This is a genomic window from Parachlamydiales bacterium (genome assembly GCA_041671045.1).
GTDB lineage: Bacteria > Chlamydiota > Chlamydiia > Chlamydiales > JABDDJ01 > JABDDJ01.
Map to the genome: position 1 here is coordinate 323,680 of JBAZCF010000001.1, position 19,906 is coordinate 343,585.

Annotated in this window: 24 protein-coding genes and 1 other RNA gene; 12 read left to right on the plus strand and 13 right to left on the minus strand. The window is 39.3% G+C overall.

All coding sequences use genetic code 11. From position 1 onward, the window contains the following. Positions 1-20: 20 nt before the first annotated feature. On the minus strand, positions 21-893 hold the full coding sequence (locus WC222_01430) for a hypothetical protein (protein ID MFA6915034.1): 873 nt from the start codon (positions 891-893) through the stop codon (positions 21-23). Between the two features lie 89 nt (positions 894-982). On the opposite strand from WC222_01430, the gene WC222_01435 reads away from it, so the two are divergent. Next, positions 983-1,180: a hypothetical protein gene (locus tag WC222_01435; GenBank protein MFA6915035.1), complete on the plus strand. Its 198-nt coding sequence runs from the start codon at positions 983-985 to the stop codon at positions 1,178-1,180. Between the two features lie 88 nt (positions 1,181-1,268). Continuing rightward, the gene (locus WC222_01440) at positions 1,269-2,006 is read left to right on the plus strand and encodes a hypothetical protein (protein ID MFA6915036.1); all 738 of its coding nucleotides are present in this window, start codon (positions 1,269-1,271) and stop codon (positions 2,004-2,006) included. A 71-nt stretch (positions 2,007-2,077) separates the two neighbouring features. Here WC222_01440 and WC222_01445 read toward each other — a convergent pair whose 3' ends face one another. Beyond that, positions 2,078-2,755 (minus strand): type 1 glutamine amidotransferase domain-containing protein, encoded by a 678-nt coding sequence (locus WC222_01445; protein MFA6915037.1) that lies wholly within the window; start codon positions 2,753-2,755, stop codon positions 2,078-2,080. 506 nt (positions 2,756-3,261) lie between these two features. On the opposite strand from WC222_01445, the gene WC222_01450 reads away from it, so the two are divergent. Together WC222_01450 and WC222_01455 are read left to right on the plus strand one after the other, a co-directional pair. Further along, positions 3,262-3,675 carry a hypothetical protein gene (locus WC222_01450; protein ID MFA6915038.1) on the plus strand — a complete coding sequence of 138 codons (414 nt, stop codon included), beginning with the start codon at positions 3,262-3,264 and terminating at the stop codon, positions 3,673-3,675. Further along, positions 3,675-4,106 carry a hypothetical protein gene (locus tag WC222_01455; GenBank protein MFA6915039.1) on the plus strand — a complete coding sequence of 144 codons (432 nt, stop codon included), beginning with the start codon at positions 3,675-3,677 and terminating at the stop codon, positions 4,104-4,106. The genes WC222_01450 and WC222_01455 overlap by 1 nt, the downstream gene beginning before the upstream one ends. A gap of 215 nt (positions 4,107-4,321) precedes the next feature. On the opposite strand, the gene WC222_01460 is transcribed toward WC222_01455, so the two are convergent. After that, positions 4,322-4,711, minus strand: a complete 390-nt coding sequence (locus WC222_01460) for a hypothetical protein (GenBank protein MFA6915040.1) — start codon at positions 4,709-4,711, stop codon at positions 4,322-4,324. 147 nt (positions 4,712-4,858) lie between these two features. Between WC222_01460 and WC222_01465 the strand changes: the two genes are divergently transcribed. Both WC222_01465 and WC222_01470 read left to right on the plus strand, forming a co-directional pair. Next, on the plus strand, positions 4,859-5,089 hold the full coding sequence (locus WC222_01465) for a hypothetical protein (GenBank protein ID MFA6915041.1): 231 nt from the start codon (positions 4,859-4,861) through the stop codon (positions 5,087-5,089). Between the two features lie 151 nt (positions 5,090-5,240). Continuing rightward, positions 5,241-6,179, plus strand: a complete 939-nt coding sequence (locus WC222_01470) for a S41 family peptidase (GenBank protein ID MFA6915042.1) — start codon at positions 5,241-5,243, stop codon at positions 6,177-6,179. A 193-nt stretch (positions 6,180-6,372) separates the two neighbouring features. Here the strand turns inward: WC222_01470 and WC222_01475 are convergent, their stop codons facing one another. The 7 genes from WC222_01475 to WC222_01505 all read right to left on the minus strand — a co-directional run bounded on the left by WC222_01475 (position 6,373) and on the right by WC222_01505 (position 9,970). Beyond that, positions 6,373-6,693 (minus strand): type II toxin-antitoxin system PemK/MazF family toxin, encoded by a 321-nt coding sequence (locus WC222_01475; GenBank protein ID MFA6915043.1) that lies wholly within the window; start codon positions 6,691-6,693, stop codon positions 6,373-6,375. After that, the gene (locus WC222_01480; protein MFA6915044.1) at positions 6,681-6,932 is read right to left on the minus strand and encodes an AbrB/MazE/SpoVT family DNA-binding domain-containing protein; all 252 of its coding nucleotides are present in this window, start codon (positions 6,930-6,932) and stop codon (positions 6,681-6,683) included. Before WC222_01480 ends, WC222_01475 begins: the two co-directional genes overlap by 13 nt. 359 nt (positions 6,933-7,291) lie before the next feature. Continuing rightward, positions 7,292-7,723, minus strand: coding sequence for a hypothetical protein (locus WC222_01485; protein ID MFA6915045.1), 432 nt, complete (start codon positions 7,721-7,723; stop codon positions 7,292-7,294). An 18-nt stretch (positions 7,724-7,741) separates the two neighbouring features. Then, entirely contained in the window at positions 7,742-8,197 is a 456-nt protein-coding gene (locus WC222_01490) for an LD-carboxypeptidase (protein MFA6915046.1), read from the minus strand. Next, positions 8,080-8,343 carry a hypothetical protein gene (locus WC222_01495; GenBank protein ID MFA6915047.1) on the minus strand — a complete coding sequence of 88 codons (264 nt, stop codon included), beginning with the start codon at positions 8,341-8,343 and terminating at the stop codon, positions 8,080-8,082. The genes WC222_01490 and WC222_01495 overlap by 118 nt, the downstream gene beginning before the upstream one ends. 17 nt (positions 8,344-8,360) lie before the next feature. Continuing rightward, positions 8,361-9,377 carry a nucleotidyl transferase AbiEii/AbiGii toxin family protein gene (locus WC222_01500; GenBank protein MFA6915048.1) on the minus strand — a complete coding sequence of 339 codons (1,017 nt, stop codon included), beginning with the start codon at positions 9,375-9,377 and terminating at the stop codon, positions 8,361-8,363. Beyond that, complete coding sequence (locus WC222_01505) at positions 9,374-9,970, minus strand: DUF6088 family protein (GenBank protein ID MFA6915049.1); 597 nt, start codon at positions 9,968-9,970, stop codon at positions 9,374-9,376. The genes WC222_01500 and WC222_01505 overlap by 4 nt, the downstream gene beginning before the upstream one ends. Before the next feature lie 152 nt (positions 9,971-10,122). Here WC222_01505 and WC222_01510 point away from each other — a divergent pair, with 152 nt between their 5' ends. The 5 genes from WC222_01510 to WC222_01530 all read left to right on the plus strand — a co-directional run bounded on the left by WC222_01510 (position 10,123) and on the right by WC222_01530 (position 13,573). After that, a complete protein-coding gene (locus WC222_01510; GenBank protein MFA6915050.1) occupies positions 10,123-10,491 on the plus strand; it encodes a DUF6864 domain-containing function in 369 nt (122 codons plus the stop codon). Continuing rightward, positions 10,484-10,849: a hypothetical protein gene (locus tag WC222_01515; GenBank protein MFA6915051.1), complete on the plus strand. Its 366-nt coding sequence runs from the start codon at positions 10,484-10,486 to the stop codon at positions 10,847-10,849. Before WC222_01510 ends, WC222_01515 begins: the two co-directional genes overlap by 8 nt. Before the next feature lie 314 nt (positions 10,850-11,163). Continuing rightward, entirely contained in the window at positions 11,164-11,820 is a 657-nt protein-coding gene (locus tag WC222_01520; protein ID MFA6915052.1) for a hypothetical protein, read from the plus strand. A 16-nt stretch (positions 11,821-11,836) separates the two neighbouring features. Continuing rightward, the gene (locus WC222_01525; GenBank protein ID MFA6915053.1) at positions 11,837-12,826 is read left to right on the plus strand and encodes an HNH endonuclease signature motif containing protein; all 990 of its coding nucleotides are present in this window, start codon (positions 11,837-11,839) and stop codon (positions 12,824-12,826) included. Between the two features lie 99 nt (positions 12,827-12,925). After that, on the plus strand, positions 12,926-13,573 hold the full coding sequence (locus WC222_01530; GenBank protein ID MFA6915054.1) for a hypothetical protein: 648 nt from the start codon (positions 12,926-12,928) through the stop codon (positions 13,571-13,573). Positions 13,574-13,742: 169 nt separating this feature from the next. Here the strand turns inward: WC222_01530 and WC222_01535 are convergent, their stop codons facing one another. The 3 genes from WC222_01535 to ssrA form a co-directional block, all read right to left on the minus strand. After that, entirely contained in the window at positions 13,743-15,098 is a 1,356-nt protein-coding gene (locus WC222_01535; GenBank protein MFA6915055.1) for an RNA-binding domain-containing protein, read from the minus strand. A 345-nt stretch (positions 15,099-15,443) separates the two neighbouring features. Then, positions 15,444-16,169: a hypothetical protein gene (locus WC222_01540; GenBank protein MFA6915056.1), complete on the minus strand. Its 726-nt coding sequence runs from the start codon at positions 16,167-16,169 to the stop codon at positions 15,444-15,446. A gap of 111 nt (positions 16,170-16,280) precedes the next feature. Continuing rightward, positions 16,281-16,674: a transfer-messenger RNA gene (ssrA, locus tag WC222_01545) on the minus strand. Between the two features lie 102 nt (positions 16,675-16,776). On the opposite strand from ssrA, the gene ileS reads away from it, so the two are divergent. Next, the gene (gene ileS, locus WC222_01550) at positions 16,777-19,902 is read left to right on the plus strand and encodes an isoleucine--tRNA ligase (protein MFA6915057.1); all 3,126 of its coding nucleotides are present in this window, start codon (positions 16,777-16,779) and stop codon (positions 19,900-19,902) included. Positions 19,903-19,906: the final 4 nt, after the last annotated feature.

The following is a 19,906-nucleotide window of genomic DNA, read 5'->3' on the forward strand; positions in this document are numbered from 1 at the left end:
TTGAGACAAAAAAGAATTCTTCAATATTTAAAGTTTGGAAGAAGAGAAAATTTATTTTTTTGAGGAGTGTAGTTTGGCCTCATAGCAAATGCTATAGTTGCATATCGAGTTTTGCCACTTTGGGCGACAATGTGAGGGGTTGGGTAGATGGAAAATTCTGTTAGAAGTGTTCCGGGAATGAGTAGGATAGAGTTTTGATTGTACCCTCGAGAAAATTCTCTTAGAGGGGAGAAAAATTCATCGGCCGTTAAGGAGGATTTATAAGGAGAAAGCAGAAGAGATTGGTTGTCAGTGCTATCCAGAAAAAGGGAAAACGCAGAGCCATCGTAATGTGGCTTTGATGCAGTGTAAGAGGGGAGATATTTGATTACCTTAAAAAGGGTAGGCGGATGACCATATTTTGAAGAGAAAATCGCTTCTAAACCTAACTCAGTTGCGGCTTCATCAAATAGATTTCCATATGAGTTTTGAATTTCGAAACAAACTTCAAAAAAATGAATAAATTCGGGAACCTTATTGAATTCTGGGTAGTGACAGCAAATAAATTCATGAAAATGGGTCGAATAATAGAAGGAGATCTGGTTTCTTCCATCTCTTTGCGACTCATCGTAAAAACCAAAAAAATCCGTAGAGTAAAAATTTCTATCATTTGTGCGAATAAATCGTTCTTTAGCGCTGTATAATTTTTGTGCCCAAATAGGATTTGTTTGAAGAAATTCAATGAGCTCATCAAAATATGCATAAAGAGAATCAAACGCTGTCGTTCCATGCGTCTTATCGCAAATTTCTAAATAACCTTTTCGCTTGAATTGTTCTTCCAAAGGTATTGCACAAGTAGATTGAAAAGCAAATAAGAGAAAAATACATAGAGATAAAGTCTTTTGAACAATCATATAACCACCGTATTGTTAATTCTTCGAATTTGTCAAATTTTAACCAATTTTAAGTATGCATAAGCTTTTACTTTCATACATTTTTCATTTTGAATAGGGTGTTCCTCTATGCCGACTCAAAATATCCTGCGGATGTTTCTTATTTGGTATCTGACCTTAAGTATAGTCAAGAATATGGCCTGAAGATTTGTGAAGTGCAGCATGGGGCTCTTTCTGCTATAGATGGCGACCTATATATTAATGGAGAAGAGGGAAGTATTTCGCCGATGATCGCTGCTGTGTTCTAGATGTGACGCTGTTTCTCAGTAAGTCACGGCTGTCACATTTTTGTTCAATATGGCTTTGCTAGTGAAGGTTACAAAGGAAAAGATATCTATGTTTAGACCGCTAACTGTGCTAGCATTAATTTTTCAGGTTTATTGTCTTCCATTGTTTTCAGCAAACTACGAAATCAATGGCGATAAGGAGTTTATGCAAGTCCAAACATTTTCCAGAGAAGAAGTTCTTCCTCTTTTGCCTCTGCTTCATGAGTGGTGTGCAAAACACCTTCTTGGATTTCCTTATTACTATGCCCCTCCAAAAGAGCAACTCATTCACCCCTTTGATACTGTCTACGTCAATGAAAAAGAAGCGCTTGTTGTCATTGCGAAACAGAGCAATAAAGTGATAGGGATTGCTTCTGGAGTATGTCTTGTTTCGTTTTACCTCGACTACAACGTGGGTAATGTTTTTTCTCCCGAATTGATTGAACAGTTCAAGGAAAAAGGCTTTCAGCCAAACGAGGTCTTGTATATTGGATATTTTCTCATGGCAGAAAGTCATAAAGAAAATGCGAGAGCTGTTTTAGAAATTTTTGATCAATTTATAGCAGCAGCTAAAAAATGGGGCAAAAAGCAAATTTGTTATATTCAAGTCCTTTGCGATGAATTGCAAATGAAAGAATCCCCTGAGCCATATGGAACGATTATTCCAGGATTTAGACATTCGGGTGTTGTCATGCCCAACCTCTCATGGCCTACTCTCCAATCAGATGGCTCAATGCAAATGCAAAACCATGATGTGGCTTTTTATATTATGGATATCTCTACTAGGGAAGAAAACAGCCCGATCTAGTGACCGGGCCTGATTGGAGGTGGAGAGTCGCATTCTCTACCATTTCGTTTTTGCCTAATAATGAACCGTTTCTATTTTTTTACGGCTCCAGAGAGTGACTTGAGTAGTGTTTGCGCTGCTTCTGTAGACGATGCAGGATTTTGACCCGTGATTAAGTGACCATCAACAACGACAAAACTTTGCCAGTTCGGTCCTTTTTCAAATTTTCCGCCCAAACGTTTTAGCTCATCTTCGACAAGGAATGGGACTACTTTTGTAAGATGCACTTCCTCTTCTTCAGCATTAGTGAAACCTGTCACGCGTTGACCTTTTACTAGGGGCTTTCCTTCAAATGTAACCCGATGGAGGACTCCTGGCGCATGACAAACAAGTGCAATAAATTTACTTGAGTTGTAGAAAGACTCTAAAAGTGCGATGGATGTAGGACTTTCTGCAAGATCCCACATGGGGCCATGGCCGCCTGGATAGAACACCGTATCGAAATCTTCCGCACGTATGTCAGCCAATTTAACAGTATTAGAAAATGCTTTTTTTGCTTCTTCATCTTTTTTAAAGCGTGTCATGGCAGGCGTTTGATTTTCTGGTAGATCACTCTTTGGATCTATTGGAGGTTGTCCTCCTTTAGGCGATGCTAAAGTAATGTTGGCCCCCGCGTCTCGAAAAACAAAATATGGCGCTGCGAATTCTTCCAACCAGAGGCCAGTCTTATGGCCTGTATTGCCTAGTTGATCGTGGGAAGTTATCACCATCAGTATATCCATCATCTACCTCTGATTATTTTTTGGTTGATCAAAATTAAATGGCTTAGGATCAGCTGCGTTTCTTTTCTTATGTGGCGTAAGTTAAATCCTTCCTAACAGCAATAAGATAAGAATAATGATTAATAGTGTACCTAAGATACCGCTAGGGGTATATCCTCATTTGGAGCTATGCTTCCATCGGGGCAATGCTTCAACGAGCAACAAAATCAAGGATAATGAGTAAAATCGTACTAAGCATGTTTCTTCTTAGTTGTGTTAATTTATTTACCATCCTTATTAAGAAAATATTTGTACATATAATTAAGCAATGCCCGACCCCCACTACTATATTTTTCAAACCGCCTTTTTAACCGCCTCTCAAGGTCTTTATCGTCTTCAATATCATATCCTTCAACTGGAAAAATAAACTTTTCATTCATTCACAAGAATGCTAAAGTATTTTGACTTCAAATAGAAACAGCTATTTTAGCACTAAATCCTCCAAGAATTAAACTATGGCATCCCATTTTCGAAATAATTTACGCTTTGCTCTTCGTAAGGAAACTTCCGAAATAAGAGAACTATCTCCTCCAAATTTAATTGAGAAAATAGGGGACACACTCAGTTGGTTTGCTTACGATTTCAAAGAATTTTTCTTTAAAATGCTTTTTGATCCTCGCGTAGTCACAGTTTGGCTTACTGCATTTTTTATGATTCTCACTTCACTACTATTCTATCCAGTGAATACTTGGCATATTCTTTCAACAGTCTTCCAATGGATTAATGACTATACCAATTGGGATCATGTTCGCTTTTGTTTGTGGCTTATCTCTGAAGTAACAATTTTTGGTATTGGGATCAGAGCATTTGGACGTTTCACAAATCAAAAACTATTGAAACACTATAATGATCAGAAGCTGGTTGTATAATGAACAGCTTGTCTTGGAGAGAGGGAATCGTTTTTGCATTTGCAGGAAAATTACTTTCAGCTGAAGGCTACGATAATGCATATGAGAAAAGTTTTGTTGAAAAATTTGGATCACAAATACTAAGCCCTCTCCATCGAATTATAGAACTGGTATCAAAAAACATTAAGCTGCCTTTAGCAATATGTCTTTTTACTATTTTGGCTGCTTTGATTATTGGATTGGCCTTCTATAGCATTCCTGTGTTTGTTATTTTTGGAAAACTATTTCCAGGCTGGTTACTAAGATTTTTTCTGTTCTTTTACGTTGAATTGAACTTGTTTGCAATAGGTTGTAGAGCCTTGGGGCGCTTCAACAATAAAACTTTGATAGATCTTTGGAAGAACGGTCGGTTGGTGGCTGTTATGCCAGGCGATTACGAAATAAGAAAGTAAATCAAATGAATCTAAGAAGAGGAAAGATGCCAAAACAATTAGTCATAAAAAGCTAGAGCACTAGGAGAAGTTCGTCGTGAAATGGCACAAAGGGAACTTTTGATTCCAACAAATTGCCTCTTTTCAAACTCTATCTTCAAGTAAACATCTCAAAGCGTATTTCATACAGTATTTATGAAAGAATCAATAAAGACGGGAAATCATTTAAATTAATTCTATTCTTCTAGTTTGTTATGAACCTCGTTTATCTCGCTAATTAGATAATTTGAATCAAAGCGAAGAATAGCAATGATTACCAAATGGTCTTCTTTTTCTGTAGCAAGCTCATAACGAATGACCGCAGTTCGATTGTCTGTTGAGGTGAGTACTTCTTGCACATCAATCGCCCAAGTCCCGAGCCATTCTTTGCCAGCATCAAGCTGAGCTGCAAAAAGATCTTTCCCTTCAAAAAGTACTTTTCCATTACGTATTTTCTTGCAGTTGATCGAACAGAGAGGTTCTATGTCGTTCGACTGATAATCAGTTTGCGATGTTCCAATTCGGTTAAGTGTTTCAATATAATGATTCGCAGCCTTAATCAAAGCTTCTTTTTCTGAAAACGGCATATTATTCTCCTCTATGCTTATGCTAAGTTTATCATTAACCCTTTGAGGTTCAAAGATTGAAGAAGGGTATTCTTGACATAGTAAAGGATGGTTCCCTGTGAACAGAAATACGAAAAGAAGAAACACAGTACAATTAAACATAAGAAGATGCAACGTCCAATTTTATTATTTCCTCTGAAGAGAGCTTTGGATAAAGAAGCTTTTCTAAAGGATATCGAAATTTCCAAGCTTACAAGTTTAAAGAAATTCTATCAACCGCAGTACAACTCTGAGCATTTCGAAGTAGTTTTTACGGCAGTTTTGTTTAGTCTAGTGCGTAAATACTGCGTAATTGAGGTTTGCACAGCTGAATTTTTCGGTGTGAATTTAGCGTTGTAAAAATAAAGCTTCAGTCGTGAAACTGAAGCCTTAATTTGAATTGGAGGTGGAGAGACGCATTCAGAACTTTTGACTTGTCTAAATTGAATCTTTTCAAATCTTTTCAAAATCCATAATATGCAGCAAAGCGCAGCCAAGGTTAAGTAGAGTTATGGACAGAAATTCCGATTTAATAATAACAACCACAATGCATTCAAGTGTCATAAAAAAGTTGATTAATGAGCTTAATGATTCCTATGTATATGTTGAAAAAGCACACTTAATGCAAAAAGATATTTGTAAACGTCTCAAGAACAAAGAGTACGATGGTTTTACTAATGGCAATAAGTTTGCGGAAAAACTAACGAAAGATTTGCAACGGATTAGCAAAGACAAACATCTACGCGTGAGGTATTCATTGCGATTAAACTCGAAGAAAAAATCTGAGGTTTCGGATGATAAAGCTGACGATATAAGACTTATGGAGAAAATAAATTATGGTTTTGAAAAAATTGAATGCCTAACAGGGAATATTGGCTATATCAATTTGAGAGGATTTTATGATCCGGAGGCGGGAGCTAAGATTGTTGGAGCCGCTATGACATTCATTATGAATACAGAGGCGTTAATTTTCGATCTAAGACAAAATGGAGGTGGCAATCCAGGCATGGTAGCATTGATTTCCTCTTATTTATTTGGAAATAAGCCTATTCATTTGAATAGTCTTTATTTTCGAAAAGAAGATAAAACTGACGAGTTTTGGACAAAACCTGCCGTGGCGAGAAAAAAATATAAAAAAGATGTTTATGTTCTAACAAGCTCCTATACTTTTTCTGCAGCTGAAGAATTTTGTTATAATCTAAAAAATCTGAAGCGAGCAAAGATCATTGGTGAGGTCACCCATGGGGGGGCTAATCCTGGACAAGTAATTAATTTAGGTAATCATTTTACTGCATTTTTACCCACGGGTCGAGCAATTAATCCGATAACACAGACAAATTGGGATGGTTTAGGCATTGAACCGGACGTTTCCGTTGCCAAAGAAAAGGCCCTTCAAATTGCCTATGAGATGGCATTAAAGAAAGCCATAAAAACGATAGAAAATCATTAAAATTACATTTTTTCGACTCACTGTTTGTGATCCTCAAGTACCAAATGAATCAAAAAAGAGGCAAGATGCAAAAAGAAATATCGTTTTAGATTTATATATTGGCACGAACTCTTGAGCATTAAGAGAAGTTCGTCGTGAATGGTACAAAGGGAACTTTTGACTCCAAAAAAGTGCTTCTTTTTAAGCTCTATCTTCAGGTAAACATCTCTTGCAATGTCGCGAGAACATTGTGAGCAGTTTCTTTTTCAATTTTTCCGAGCAGTTTTACAAGTCGCGATTTATCAACTGTTCGAATTTGATCCAAAACAATATATCCTTCTTTTTTCTCAAAAAATACAGGAATACGCGTTGGGTATATCTTACATGTTGAAGTCATAGGCGCTATGATAACAGTATTTAATCCTTGCATTTCATTTGGGGATATAACTACGCAGGGACGTGTTTTTTTAATCTCGCTTCCGGTTGTTGGATCAAGGTTTATCAGATAAACTTCGAACTGCTTTACCATTTCCATTCGTCCTTATCGAATTCATTGGGAAACTCGCTTAATAAAGAAGGTTTTTTGATCTTTTTCTTAGAGGATTTAAATTCTTGTTCCCAGCCTTCCCTAGCTTTCTTTTCGGGTGAGATCAACAATCCATCTTCAGTGACTTTGAAAACAAGATCCATATTTTCTTTGAACCCTAATTCTTGAATGATTGTTTTAGGAATTCGTACGCCAAATGAATTCCCTATGTGAATAATATGAACCATATACCCTCCTTATGTAATTACATTGTAATTACTTTTAACGTTTCTTGCAATTTTTGATTGGGATAGGTTTGATGGACTTAAATTAGGGGGCAGAGCCTCCTAAATGGAGGTTTCCAGCTCAGCGTTTCTTTTTTACAAACAAAAACCTTTCCAAAATTTCCATCTTTTTGCTTCCCGCTTCTAGGCAAACCGAAAGGTTTGCCGTCGTCGCGACGACTAGTCTCCCCACTAAAAACATTAATCCCCCCTAAAATCAATGGAAAATGAGACTATTTTGAGTGAATTACGCAATTTTAACGCAATTGGGGATTATTTTGACGTTTTTAGCTTGATTTTAGGCACGAGAAATTGACAAGAACTTAATTAAATTTGATCGTCTTTGCGGCACAATTAATCTTTACATTACCACCATTTGGAATGATTATTTGCGGATCAGTATGCCCAAAGTTCATATTGAAGATAACCGGAAGAGCGATGTTGTAATCCTTGAAAGCATTTTTTACTGCATTTTGTTGATTTAAGATAAAGGCATCACGACCCTCTGGAGGTTGTCTTTCGCAAAACTGTGCTTTTGGATAAGCAACTAAGATAGCTTTAAACCTTTGCAGCAAGCCTATTTCAGCAAGGGCAGCAATAAAGCAATACACCAAACCTTCAGAAGGCATCTCTTCTGAAGTCTCTAGGAAAAGTATAGTGCCATCCAATTTCTCAAAAGCTGGTAAGTACCGTCTAACTGACAAATGCAAATCGAGGACTTCTAGGCAGCCTCCCCATAGTCTTCCTTCTATTATTTGTTCTTGGGTATTATGTCAATACCACCCTTCAGCTGGATACATGGGGCGTTTTTTATTTAAATTGTTTTCATCTGCCCAATCTAGATCAGCATCACTGTATTCAGAGGCTGCGCTTACATGACCAATTGGAGGATGAAAAAGAGATTTTTTGATCGAGTCAATTGTATAATCTTGCATCCCACCGCCCATTGCAAATTGGGTCATCACGGCACCCCCGTAATAAGAAACAATTCCTAAATTCCATAAAAACAGATGTAGATTGGTGCAGTCGCTGTAACCCATAAAAATTTTGGGATTACGTGAAATAAGCTCTTTGTCTAAGTAAGGAAGTATCCTGATTTGGTCGATTCCACCTATTGTCGCAATGATGCCTTTAATAGAGGGGTCTGAAAAAGCTTCGTTAATGTCTTTTGCGCGAGCTTCAGGATTTTGAGAGAGATATTCTGGACTTTGGCAGGGGCAGTAGGAAATTCTACAGGTATGAGCTTAAAAATTTCCTTAATTCGATTTAATCCTTGTTTGTATACCCATGGAAAAAGAAAAGGCATTCCAGAAGACGGAGATACGATAGCGACTTTATCGCCTGGTTTTAATGGCAAAGGTGTTTGGAATTTCATTAGTTTTCCTATACAAGCTATTCTTTGTTAAACTCGTTTTCAAATTCACTAACGGTTTTTAAGATCAATTCCCAGGCAGGAACCTCTCTAAAAAACATAGATCTCATTAGACCATAGTCCTTTTGAAGTTCTTTTAAGACACGAGATGGGGGAACGAGCTTTAAGCTTCCTTTTCTGGCAGTGCCATAGCTTGCCCAGCCTGAGGCAAAATAAATGCTTTTATGATTGGCTACTCTTTCAAGTAAAGCTACTTCTTTAAGAGCTTTTTTCTTTATTGAAGAGTTTATTAATCGAAAAAAATCATAAAAATGTCTGGAGATGCATGGTGGAAGCTTTTTATCTTCAGGCAGGTGCGTGTATTGATGAAGAATAGTTGCTTTTTCCCAAAAAGTTCGCTCAGCATTCAGTACGCGAATAACTGTATCAGGTTCATAAATTTTTTCTTTTAACGCTTCTTTAACATAGCTCTCTATTTTGTGTTCACTGACAGGCCAATGTTCGGACCTTGCTCCAACTTCGATTTTTACAAGTGGACGAATATACCCTGTTTTTGAGCTGTTAGTTGGATATTCAAAGAGTAATGATTGGGCGTCAGGATCTTCTGGATCAGAAAAAATCTGCCACCCATCGGTTGTTCTGAGCTCTGCAGCAAAAGTTTCTTTAAGGCTGGCTAACATTTCAGTTTGTACATAATTGGAGCAAGCTTTTGAAAGGTTATCGATGATAGCATTTTGTTTTTTCTTTGAAGGGGCATTTTCAGGATTATGAGGTTCACCAAAGCCAAAAAATTCTCTTTCGATTGAAAGATCGATATCTTCCGAAAAACGATCAATCAAGCCATATACTTTTGAAAGAGATGTACCTCCTTTAAAGGTGAGATAAGGCTTCATCTTCTCTAGAGAAAACAACCTCTTCAAAACCCATACAACCCAATAGTCTTTTTCAATAACTTCAAAAGGCATGTCCTTTGTATCAATGGCAGCTCTAAAAAAAAGTTCTCGTTCGTTTTGAGGTAAAAGATGAATCTCAGTCATGGTTTAATTCCTATGACTTCAAAAACAAGAACTCTAATCCAGGCTGGAGCGAACTTCATGTTTTTTCTAATTTCTTCTTCAGTCGAATCTTTGAGTAGTTTTGCAATTTGCATGTGCATTTTTTTGTCGATATGATCTTTTCCAATATTTTTTAGAGCCTGTATTATAAGACCCTCTCTAGTTCCAGCAGAAAGCATGTTTTTTCTTGTGGTTTTTTTGAAAATGATTTCTTGATTGCCAACTTTTACCTTCTTAGATGCTCCTTCGGTAAGAAATATTACTCGGCCTGGAACTTGCGTGGAAAAGCCTACTAAATTTGCCGCATGAGCGCCTGCAGGTTGAATTAATATACTATCTTTTTCCGCAATTGCTTTAGCTACCTCGTTGACATCTGGAGGGATAATGCCCAATAGATCATGTTTTTTTGGATAGTCATATAGACCCTGCGCAAGTCTTCTAATAAAGCTTTGTTTCTGAAGTTGAGAGAGGGCTTTTCTAATAGAAGCATCGCTACCTAAATCTGCAAAATGCATAGGAGTAAAACACCAACCAGGGCCTTGCTTGATGATTCTATTTTTTATTTTGTTTTCCATGCTTTCGCGCATATAACTATCTCACTCTCTTTTCACAAAAAGTAGCATGTTTTTGTGAAAAACGCAATAGAAAAGGTATGTATTTCACAAAAATATAGTAGTTTTTGTGAAATACATTGACTTTATACAGGTACTTAGTTAGATTCCTTGTCATGAATAAGATTACACCCGAGATATTTAATGGGAGCTTAGAGCTCGTGCTTTCGGAAACGGTATGCTGTAATCCAAAATACGGTCTCCAAGTTCACATTCCTGTTACTTCAGAAAAAATAGCTCAATTTCATTTTAGATTTGAATCAGATTCTGATCCCTCTAAAAAAGGCTGCGCAACCTCTCAAGAAGGAGAGGTGTTAATCATCACTCTGACCAATTTTCTCAGCTCTCTAGGGGCTTCACTGTCAAAACCTTTAGAATTTTGTATTGGAGACGATAAATTTTTTTTACAATTTTATGGAGCAGCTTCGGGGTCAGACTGTCTGTGTCTGACAATTTCAGTATTTAAAGGTCAAAAAAATGTCTAACTTTTTTTCAACACTTACAGGAAAAAAGGTTGCTGGGGACGTTTGCAAAAGCAATGTAATGGTTTCAGTAAATTGGGTCGTCAGCTTTTGTCTGACCTTGTTTGGAACCGGCGTTGTAGCAGGTCCCAGTCATTGGATTCAGATCTTTAGCGCGGCACTCATAGTCGTTCTATTAGTCTTTTATTGCGGATTGGTTATATATTTTGCAATTCTTGATCCTTCACGTTTGCAGAGTGAAAGGTATAATCTTGAGATGCACGCAATTAATGCCCTTTACAAGGACACAATTGATGATAAAAGTAAGCTTACAATCCCACCTCAAAACCCGCCCACCATTCAAAAATCTTCTCAGCCTTAGTAGTATTTTCGGAAAAATATATAGTTTGTGACAAAATGTGACGCTCTTTCTCTATGAACCCTATGAGCCACAGGCGTCACAGATGCCACAAGAATATGACAGGGAAAGGGAAAAAACCAAATAACTTTATACTGCTTCATTATAGATACATGGTTATTGAGCGTTCCAACTTTTCAGGTATAAGCCCTTGTAAACAACCAAAAAAACGAGTCTGCAAAGTTTTTGATATTCCAGCGACATCGGAAGCTTGACAATTTCGGTCTTTTTGGTTACGTTTCTTTTTTATAAAGTTACTTAACCATAAGGATTCCGTTATGACGCAAATATCAAATGCAGCGAAGCAGATTCGCTTTCGCAAAAAGGAACAGCTTAAACGCTGTGGCAATAATATCTTTCGTGAATGGCAACTTAAAATATCGACATGTAAATGGAAATCAATAACACCTCAGGACGTTCAACATTCTCTCGACAAAGCTATTGAGCTTCCTTCTGGCTGGACAGATAAAGATTATGAACGTGCAGAGCAAGCGCTTCAACAACTTCACACAGATCTTTTTTTTGCTGCTGATCAGCTTAAAAATGACGTGGATGCTGGCTGGAGCTCTCTTATGACAGCGTCTGACCCTGTTAAGTATATTGGCGATAGTAAAGCAGCAATCGAGAATGCACAAGCTTTAGCAGCTCATTTAATCTCTGCATTAAGGCTATCAATTTGTAACGAAGCCGATCAGGCCGCAGCCTTAATGGAAGCGCTGCGCTTTGTAGGACGATCATTGGCGAATAATCATGATATTCCACGTTCTCAAACTACCATCTATCCGCGCTCTCAAGCTATTACCATTTGTTTAGCAATTATAAACCCTCATTATGGTCGACCTGACTGGTTTGCAGAGGAACTCGCCAACACACTTGGCAAACAGATTGATAAAAACGTTGCCCATCAAGTGGGGCGTCACTTACTTGAGCAATAAATCATAAGGACACGCCATGACAGAAGCTGGCTTAGATGATTTTCATCGTGAGGTGAATTGTATTTATGACGAGGAGCGATATTCGGTTCGAGATAACGGTTCAGTATTGCGCTACTCCCGTATAGGCAAACGTTCGCGCTCAGCCGACGATCAATGGACTTTTGGTAAGCCAAATAGCCAGAATGGTTATGCATACATAGGTTCGGTTCGTATCCACAGGATTGTCGCAACGGCGTTCCATGGCGAACCGCTTACTCCAGAATACATCGTTGACCATATCGACACGAACCGCCGAAATAACCGACCCGAAAACCTCCGGTGGCTGACGCGGCTGGAAAACGCACTTCTTAATCCTATCACCAAGAAACGTATCGAATTAGTGTGTGGTAGCATTGAGGCTTTTCTTGAAGATCCTTCCAAATTACGCCACCGCAGGCTTGATCCCAACTTCGAATGGATGCGAAAAGTCACTCCTCAAGAAGCTCAAGCTTGTCGAGAACGTATGCATCAATGGGCAAAAAGCGATAAGTCGTCCTCTGGTGGTGGCTCTCTTGGAGAATGGGTGTTTAAACCTTCTTTGACCAAAAAACCATCTCTAAACATACCATTGAAAGCACTAAACTTGGTAATGGCAAAAACGCCAGGCGCAGCGCAGCGTGAATGGCGTACTCCAACTGAATTTCCTTGTTGTCCACAAAAAATGGAGGAAGATCCAATCACAGCCTATGCGGCAAAATTAGCTGTAGGTGCTATATTCTGTCGGAACAACTTATCTACATCGAAGGTTCTAGAAGCTGCGGTGGCTAATGATGGCCAGTCGATCTGTGTGTTGTGCGAACGGGATGGTATGAAGCCAGTGTCACTTGCGAGAGTTACCTTTGAAGATGGCTTATATGTACATGCTAACCTGGGTACCTTTTTTACCAAGGAGGGCGCAGAAAAACAATTCTGCCTTGCACGTGGATTAGAATGGACAGGAGGCGACACTTTTGATGACTATTGTTGAATAAGTCAAATTAATAATTTTCGCAATTTTTTGTCTATGGTCGACAAAGTGATCATGTCCATTGCGCGTATCATACGGAATATTAAAAAGGAGGAAAAAATGACTACAAAAGTTGAAGCTGAGGTTAAAGATAAAAGTACGGAAGCTTATGAAGTTATACATGAACTGTATCAAATGATTGATGAAACATTTCTTGTCTATTTTATTTCTCTAGCTGCTCCTCGTGCTTGGAGGCCGCATCTAGCAAATTTTGAGAAAAATTATAGAAATGATCTGAAGAAAGAAGGGCGTGGGGAGATTGAAATAGAAAGACGTCTTGGCGAACAGGATCATGTCTTTTTTGTTGAGGAGTTCCGTGTTCAAACAACCACAAAAAATATTAGAGAGATTTTGGAACCTGGCTCTTTTGAGAATCTCCAAGCGAAGAATACAGTTAAAATTGTTTATGACAGTTGGGAGTCGACTTACAGACCAAGACTGCAGAAGTTAGTGGAGGAGGAGATTCAAAGCGAAATTTGGGGGGAGCTAGGGTGGATTCGACAATCTATTACTCACCGTGATTCAAAGGGGACCGATAAACTTAAAAAGGCGAAGTTGATAACGGATTTTGCTCCCGGTCAACAAATTATTCTTACCCATGCAATCATGGAGAAAATCAAACAAGAACTCGAAAATTGGTACACTGAGTTTTCAATGAAATACTTTTCTTCAGAGAAAAAAAGTGAAAAAGGATCCGTTTTGATCTAGTTTCATCCAGTCTAGTGCGTAAATACTGCGTAATTGAATTTTACGCAGCTGAATTTTTCGGTGTGAAGTTTTTGTTGTATGTCACTAAAAACAAAAGGCTTCAGTTTCAGGACTGAAGCCTTTTGTTTGATTGGAGGTGGAGAGATGCATTCAGAACTTTTAATCCAAGTTATTTATTTACTTTTCTGTAGCTCGTCGATTTTCCAGATCCTATTTGTTTTAGCTTGAAAGCCTTTACTAAGCCGTTAAGACGTCTTCCCGCAGTCGCTCTTGCTATTCCTAGTGAAGAAATCACATCTGAGATGGTGATTTCTTCAGTTTGATTAAATAGGTTAAGAATCTTTTCCTCTTCATTGATACTATCTTTTCCGTGTAAGGCCTTCTGTTTTTCTCTTGGTAAAATGCATTTTATGTAGTTTTCACCTTCGATAACTTCGGGCGGTACGAGTCCCCAATTTTCATAGGAGTCGAAGAGGTTATGAAACCCGGAGCCTAATTTTTCAATATATTTTGCCTGTCTAAAAATTTTGCTAATACCCGGATTGCGAATATAAGTTAGTCCCGAGAGTAGATTGGATGTGTTAATAGGACCCGGAAAATCACCAGGACTGAAGATTTCTATACGATTATCATAAATAGCAATTTTAATGGGGGCTCGAATATGATAATTTCGATGAACAATTGCGTTTAAGAGAGTTTCTCGAATGGCAACTTCTGGAATTTCAAGTTTTTCTTCCCGTTTTTTTTCTCTAATGACAAAAGAGTGATGAAGATGCTTTAAGATAAAAGCAAAGGCCATTTCAAATTGTTCAAAAAGAGTTCCTACGCAGTCCTGAGAGGCAATGGCATTTCTGCCTGAAACACCGGAGAATCGCGAGCATATGATAAATGCTTCAGGAAGGTGCTTCTCAGGTCGCTTACCAAATACAAGAACTCCTGTAACAGTTGGGTACTTACTTTTATGTTCTTCGTTGATGATATTGAAGGAGACAAGGATAGTGTCTATAAAACTTTTTTTCTTACCTTTACGAAGCGAGAAAAAATTTTCGATAGCGTCCATATCTAGATCATTTGCTGAGGAGTGATATAGGCTAGATAAGTCAAAGTGTAGTCCCCTCGAACTCCATTTTAATTCTTCTATCATATCCACATTGGCTTTCATTGTACTTCTGCCCAGCCGGACAAAAACTCCTTTTTCCATTCCCATTGATTTGATGTAATAAGGTTTATTCATGCCAGAGGAGACTTCAATAAGTAGGACTACTTTATCCCCAATTCTTTGGGTATGAACTAGAGGAATGATGGGAGGTGCAGTGGATTCATAGATCATTTTGTCGAGGTGTTCCATCTGTTCCTCGGCCATGCTTTCATCAATCCCAACAATGTCCCCATTATTACTCACACCAATTATGAGCTTTCCCCCAAACCGATTGCAAAAGCCAACAATAGTTTTTACGATTTGTTCCTTTTCAGGAAAAGAGCCTTTCCATTCGATTGTAGAGGATTCTGATTCCGGGTATTTCATATATGACTCACTTTTAGTTCATTATTGCATTTTGAGTCGATTGAGTCAAATAATATGTAAAATACGACTCATTCAACTCGTTTTAGTTGATGAGCTATAAGATTGAGTCGTAAAAGTAGAATAGGTGGCGATAGCGCGGGGGTCATGCCTGAAATTCTGCCGAGGGTCAGGCCAAGCCTGACCCTTCTGAGTGAGGAATATGAAAAATACAGAGTGTTTCAGAATCGTGAATATTTGTCTGATTTCGATCGCGCGTTTGCTAGTTATTTGAAGGGAGATTGATTGAATGTTCATCGCTGAACTTCATTTCAATGCTCAGCGAACTGATTTCGAAATGTCCGAGTGTCACCTCTGATTCTCGACATAAACGATAGGAGATACGACTCTTTGTAACATATTTTTAAGATTAGGCCAGAAGGTATTCATGATAATATTCAACGTATGAAGCATATCTTCAGGGAATGGAGAGGAGCCTTCAATGAAGTGTTTTCGTAGCCTAGAGTTTTTATGTGCCTCGGGAGTTCGATAAATGTTATCAAGCTTTTGTATCCAATGTTCATAGCGATTGAGAAAATTCCATTTTGGGTTTTCAGAGACCCAATCAAAAAATTTAGTTTTTTTGGACTTTTTAGTTTCTAGTTCTAGACCTTCTTCTAGAAAATAGATAAAATTCATTAGTTTTTCCCACAATGCCCTACTCTGAAATATAGACCCTTGGTCTAGACTGAGTTGTCGAAGAAATAGGTAGGGACAAGTCTTAGCTATTTGACTTTCTCCTTGAGGAAGGTGGACGAGGGAATTGTACAATCCAACGTGGCACTCCTTCAGCATGGTGATCTGGAATTGAATGTCGAGAAACCCGTCAGTGAGTTTAGAGAGTCTATCCTTCGGATATTCAGATTTCAAATATAGATCGATAAATTCTAAAGAGTGATCTGTTTGTGCTAGAATTAGTTCGATTCCTTGCGGAGGGAACTGAAGTCTAGTATATTTTGCCTCTAATGCGAGACGCATTTTTTTGTTATATTTTGCAGCATATTCGCGTGTCTTTTCGATCTGATTATCTGACATTCGGGTCCTTATCTATAAAAAGGCTGTCATGGGGCATGCTTGACATTCGGATATAACAGGCATAAAAAAACTCTGAACTTAGAGTTCATCACTCAAAGTTCAGAGTTTTACTTTTGGAGGTGGAGAGAATCGAACTCTCGTCCTAAGCAAACTCTACAATAGACACTACATGCTTAGCACTCTGAAAATTTTCTGCCACGCTGCAGAGTGCGCCTCTGTGGCAGAATGACATCTATAATCTTGGAGCAGACCCTAGTTGTCAGAGGTTTTGCTCCTTACCAAGATTGTTACAGTAGCTCCTGACCTCCTCGGTCCAACGTCAGGTTACTGGGCAACTTTCTCTGTTAGGATTAAGCTGCAACAGCTGCTTCAGCCATTACTGGTGAGAAGTCAGCAGTGACGGTTTTTTCGGCACTTAATTTTGTATCGGATGATTAAGGAGGCCAACCGACGTCCTCCGCATGCGTCTAAGGCTTTGTTCCCTAGTCGAAACCAGTACACCCCCCTTAGATACACTTTAATTATAACAACTGAGTTATTTTAGCGCTATTCACAATAAGAAAATATATGTAAAATAACCGCAAAATACGAAACCAAAAGTGAAATAATGTTTGAAATCATCCCTAATGAAACGTTTGATGCCCGCGAAAGGCGAATGTTGCAGTTCTGGCGTGAGAATAAGATATTCGAACGGAGCGTTGCTGATAGAGAGCGAAAACCCTTATTTTCCACCTATGACGGGCCCCCGTTTGCGACAGGCCTGCCCCATTATGGCCATTTATTAGCCGGTACGATTAAAGATGTCGTGCTCCGTTTTAAAACGATGGAAGGGTATTACGTCCCAAGGCGTTTTGGTTGGGACTGTCATGGTTTGCCCATTGAAAACGAAGTCGAGAAATCCCATAATTTATCAGGCGCAGCCTCTATCGAAGCGTTTGGTATCGCAAATTTTAATGAAGCATGCAGAAGCATAGTTAAACGCTATACCCAGGAATGGAAATACACTGTCGAAAGAACAGGGCGTTGGGTTGACTTTACCCAAACATGGCATACGATGGACCTGCCCTTTATGGAATCTGTATGGTGGGTATTCAAGCAGTTGTATGACCAAGGTTTAGTGTATGAAGGCTACCGTGTCATGCCTTATTCCGCAAAACTCGGCACACCACTTTCTAATTTCGAGGCAGGCGAGAACTATAAGGATGTCGATGATCCTGCGATCACTGTGGCGCTGGTTTTAGAAGAAGACCCACAAACATCTTTGTTGGTATGGACGACGACTCCCTGGACAATGATCTCCAATTTAGCCGTTATGGTGGGTCCTGATATCGATTACGTCAAAGTATACGACCCGAAAGCAGACCACCATTATATCGTAGCTGTATCGAGAGTTGCAGATACATTCCACGGCCATGAAGATTATAAGATTGTCGGCCAATATAAAGGTTCCGAATTAGCCGGTAAACGCTATAAACCTGCATTTTCCTATTTTGCAGACAGAGCTAAATTGGGGGCTTTCCGTGTCATCCTTGAACCTACTGTCACATTGGACGATGGTACAGGATTAGTCCAATGTGCACCTGCCTTTGGCGAAGTTGACTTTTATGCATGCCAAAGGGAAAAGATCGAGTTAGTCTGTCCTGTAGATGCCAACGGTCAGTTTACAAATGAGATTCCAGAGCACCAAGGACTTTTTGTGAAGGATGCAGACAAGGATGTGATCAAACGCCTAAAACAACAAGGCTCCTTGTTCCGTCAAGCTACCATACACCACCGTTATCCATTTTGCTGGAGGTCCGATACCCCACTTATCTATAAGGCGATGGCGACATGGTTTGTGGCAGTAGAAAAAATCAAAGACAAATTACTTGCTGCGAATGAACAAATCTATTGGGTTCCCTCTCATCTAAAAGAAGGGCGTTTCGGCAAGTGGCTTGAAAGTGCAAGAGATTGGAATATCAGCCGCAACCGTTACTGGGGAACTCCTATCCCTTTATGGAGAAGTGAAGAGGGTGATATTATTGCTATAGGCAGTTTGGAAGAACTGGAAAAATTGACGGGACATAAGGCAGATGACCTGCACCGCCACTTCATCGATGACCTGACGATCCAGAAAGATGGAAAAACCTATAGACGCATCCCTGAAGTTTTTGATTGCTGGTTCGAATCAGGTTCGATGCCCTATGGACAAGGCCATTATCCTTTTGAGAATAAGGAATCTTTTGATCAGAATTTCCCGGCTGACTTTATTGCGGAAGGCTTAGATCAAACGCGGGGATGGTTCTATACTCTGACGATACTTGCAGCAGCTTTGTACAATAAACCTGCTTTTAAAAACATTATCGTCAACGGGATCATCTTGGCTGAAGATGGCGCCAAAATGTCAAAAAGATTGCGTAACTATCCTGATCCATTAGAAGTCATCTCAAAGTACGGCGCTGATTCGGTCAGGCTATATATGATGCACAGCCCGGCAGTACGTGCAGAGAATCTTTGCTTTGTGGAATCGGGTGTTGAACTGACGCTTCGTCAAATGCTTATTCCTTGGTGGAATGCTTATAGCTTCCTCTCTACATATGCCCGTATCAATAAGTGGGTGCCTTCGACTGGGGATAGGTCACCTCCGAAACCCGCTGCTGTTATAGACAGATGGATACTAGCAAAACTAAACCTGCTGATTCGCCAAGTGCGTGAAGGCATGGATAACTATGTCCTGAGCGATGCAGTCGAGCCCTTAGTAGGTTTTATTGACTCATTGACCAACTGGTATATCCGTCGCAGTAGACGCCGTTTTTGGGAAGCTGAGGATACCCCCGACAGGGCAGAAGCTTTTGCTACACTTTACTACGTATTAGTCCAGCTTTCTAAAGTTGCAGCACCATTTACACCTTTCATAGCAGAGGCAATCTTCAATAGCTTGCGTACTGATGCGATGTCCGAATCTGTGCATTTGTGCGACTACCCCACACCGGATGCTACATTTGATGATGAAGAGCTAGTGAAAACGATGGATGCAGTGCAAAGTGCGGTCAATCTAGGACATTCCTTGCGTAAGGAGCATAAACTTAAAGTCCGACAGCCGTTGCCTGGAGTTCACATTGCAACGCACCACGCAGACTTGTTGGCAGCCTTAGAGCATCACACAAGTTTGATCGCTGATGAATTGAACGTGAAAGCGGTACATTTGATTGGTGATGACAGCAAACTCGTTGAACTTTCCATCAAACCTAACTTCCGCGTACTAGGGAAAAAAGTGGGTAAGTTGATGCGTCAGGTGCAGCAAGCGATTGAGAAATTGGATCAGCACGCACTAGAAACAATTTTAGAAGGGAAGAGCATTCAACTGCATATTGAAGGTGAAACGATCGAAGTTACACCTGAAGATGCAGAGATTACCCGCAAAGTTCATGAAGGCCTGATCGCGAGTACAAATGGTATTGTTACGGTTGCATTGGATACCCACTTGACAGAAGAGCTGATCCAAGAAGGGATTGCGCGTGAAATCGTAAACAAAATCAATACAATGCGCCGTGAAGCAGGTTTTGATGTCACAGACCGCATTCAAGTGGTTATGGATACAACGCCTAAAATTCAGGTAAGCTTTGAAAAATACAAAGAATATATCACCAACGAAGTTCTAGCTACCGAAGTGAAATTTGGTTCAGCGTCCGAGGGGACAAGTTGGGAGATTAACGATGAGAAGACGGTTATTTCTGTTGTGAAACATAAATAAAACC

Bases quoted from the DNA above. Each gene is read 5' to 3' on its own strand.
- WC222_01430 (MFA6915034.1), bottom strand. From the start codon at position 893: ATGATTGTTCAAAAGACTTTATCTCTATGTATTTTTCTCTTATTTGCT.
- WC222_01440 (MFA6915036.1), top strand. From the start codon at position 1,269: ATGTTTAGACCGCTAACTGTGCTAGCATTAATTTTTCAGGTTTATTGT.
- WC222_01445 (MFA6915037.1), bottom strand. From the start codon at position 2,755: ATGGTGATAACTTCCCACGATCAACTAGGCAATACAGGCCATAAGACT.
- WC222_01450 (MFA6915038.1), top strand. From the start codon at position 3,262: ATGGCATCCCATTTTCGAAATAATTTACGCTTTGCTCTTCGTAAGGAA.
- WC222_01455 (MFA6915039.1), top strand. From the start codon at position 3,675: ATGAACAGCTTGTCTTGGAGAGAGGGAATCGTTTTTGCATTTGCAGGA.
- WC222_01460 (MFA6915040.1), bottom strand. From the start codon at position 4,711: ATGCCGTTTTCAGAAAAAGAAGCTTTGATTAAGGCTGCGAATCATTAT.
- WC222_01465 (MFA6915041.1), top strand. From the start codon at position 4,859: ATGCAACGTCCAATTTTATTATTTCCTCTGAAGAGAGCTTTGGATAAA.
- WC222_01470 (MFA6915042.1), top strand. From the start codon at position 5,241: ATGGACAGAAATTCCGATTTAATAATAACAACCACAATGCATTCAAGT.
- WC222_01475 (MFA6915043.1), bottom strand. From the start codon at position 6,693: ATGGAAATGGTAAAGCAGTTCGAAGTTTATCTGATAAACCTTGATCCA.
- WC222_01480 (MFA6915044.1), bottom strand. From the start codon at position 6,932: ATGGTTCATATTATTCACATAGGGAATTCATTTGGCGTACGAATTCCT.
- WC222_01495 (MFA6915047.1), bottom strand. From the start codon at position 8,343: ATGAAATTCCAAACACCTTTGCCATTAAAACCAGGCGATAAAGTCGCT.
- WC222_01500 (MFA6915048.1), bottom strand. From the start codon at position 9,377: ATGACTGAGATTCATCTTTTACCTCAAAACGAACGAGAACTTTTTTTT.
- WC222_01505 (MFA6915049.1), bottom strand. From the start codon at position 9,970: ATGGAAAACAAAATAAAAAATAGAATCATCAAGCAAGGCCCTGGTTGG.
- WC222_01510 (MFA6915050.1), top strand. From the start codon at position 10,123: ATGAATAAGATTACACCCGAGATATTTAATGGGAGCTTAGAGCTCGTG.
- WC222_01515 (MFA6915051.1), top strand. From the start codon at position 10,484: ATGTCTAACTTTTTTTCAACACTTACAGGAAAAAAGGTTGCTGGGGAC.
- WC222_01520 (MFA6915052.1), top strand. From the start codon at position 11,164: ATGACGCAAATATCAAATGCAGCGAAGCAGATTCGCTTTCGCAAAAAG.
- WC222_01525 (MFA6915053.1), top strand. From the start codon at position 11,837: ATGACAGAAGCTGGCTTAGATGATTTTCATCGTGAGGTGAATTGTATT.
- WC222_01530 (MFA6915054.1), top strand. From the start codon at position 12,926: ATGACTACAAAAGTTGAAGCTGAGGTTAAAGATAAAAGTACGGAAGCT.
- WC222_01535 (MFA6915055.1), bottom strand. From the start codon at position 15,098: ATGAAATACCCGGAATCAGAATCCTCTACAATCGAATGGAAAGGCTCT.
- WC222_01540 (MFA6915056.1), bottom strand. From the start codon at position 16,169: ATGTCAGATAATCAGATCGAAAAGACACGCGAATATGCTGCAAAATAT.
- ileS (MFA6915057.1), top strand. From the start codon at position 16,777: ATGTTTGAAATCATCCCTAATGAAACGTTTGATGCCCGCGAAAGGCGA.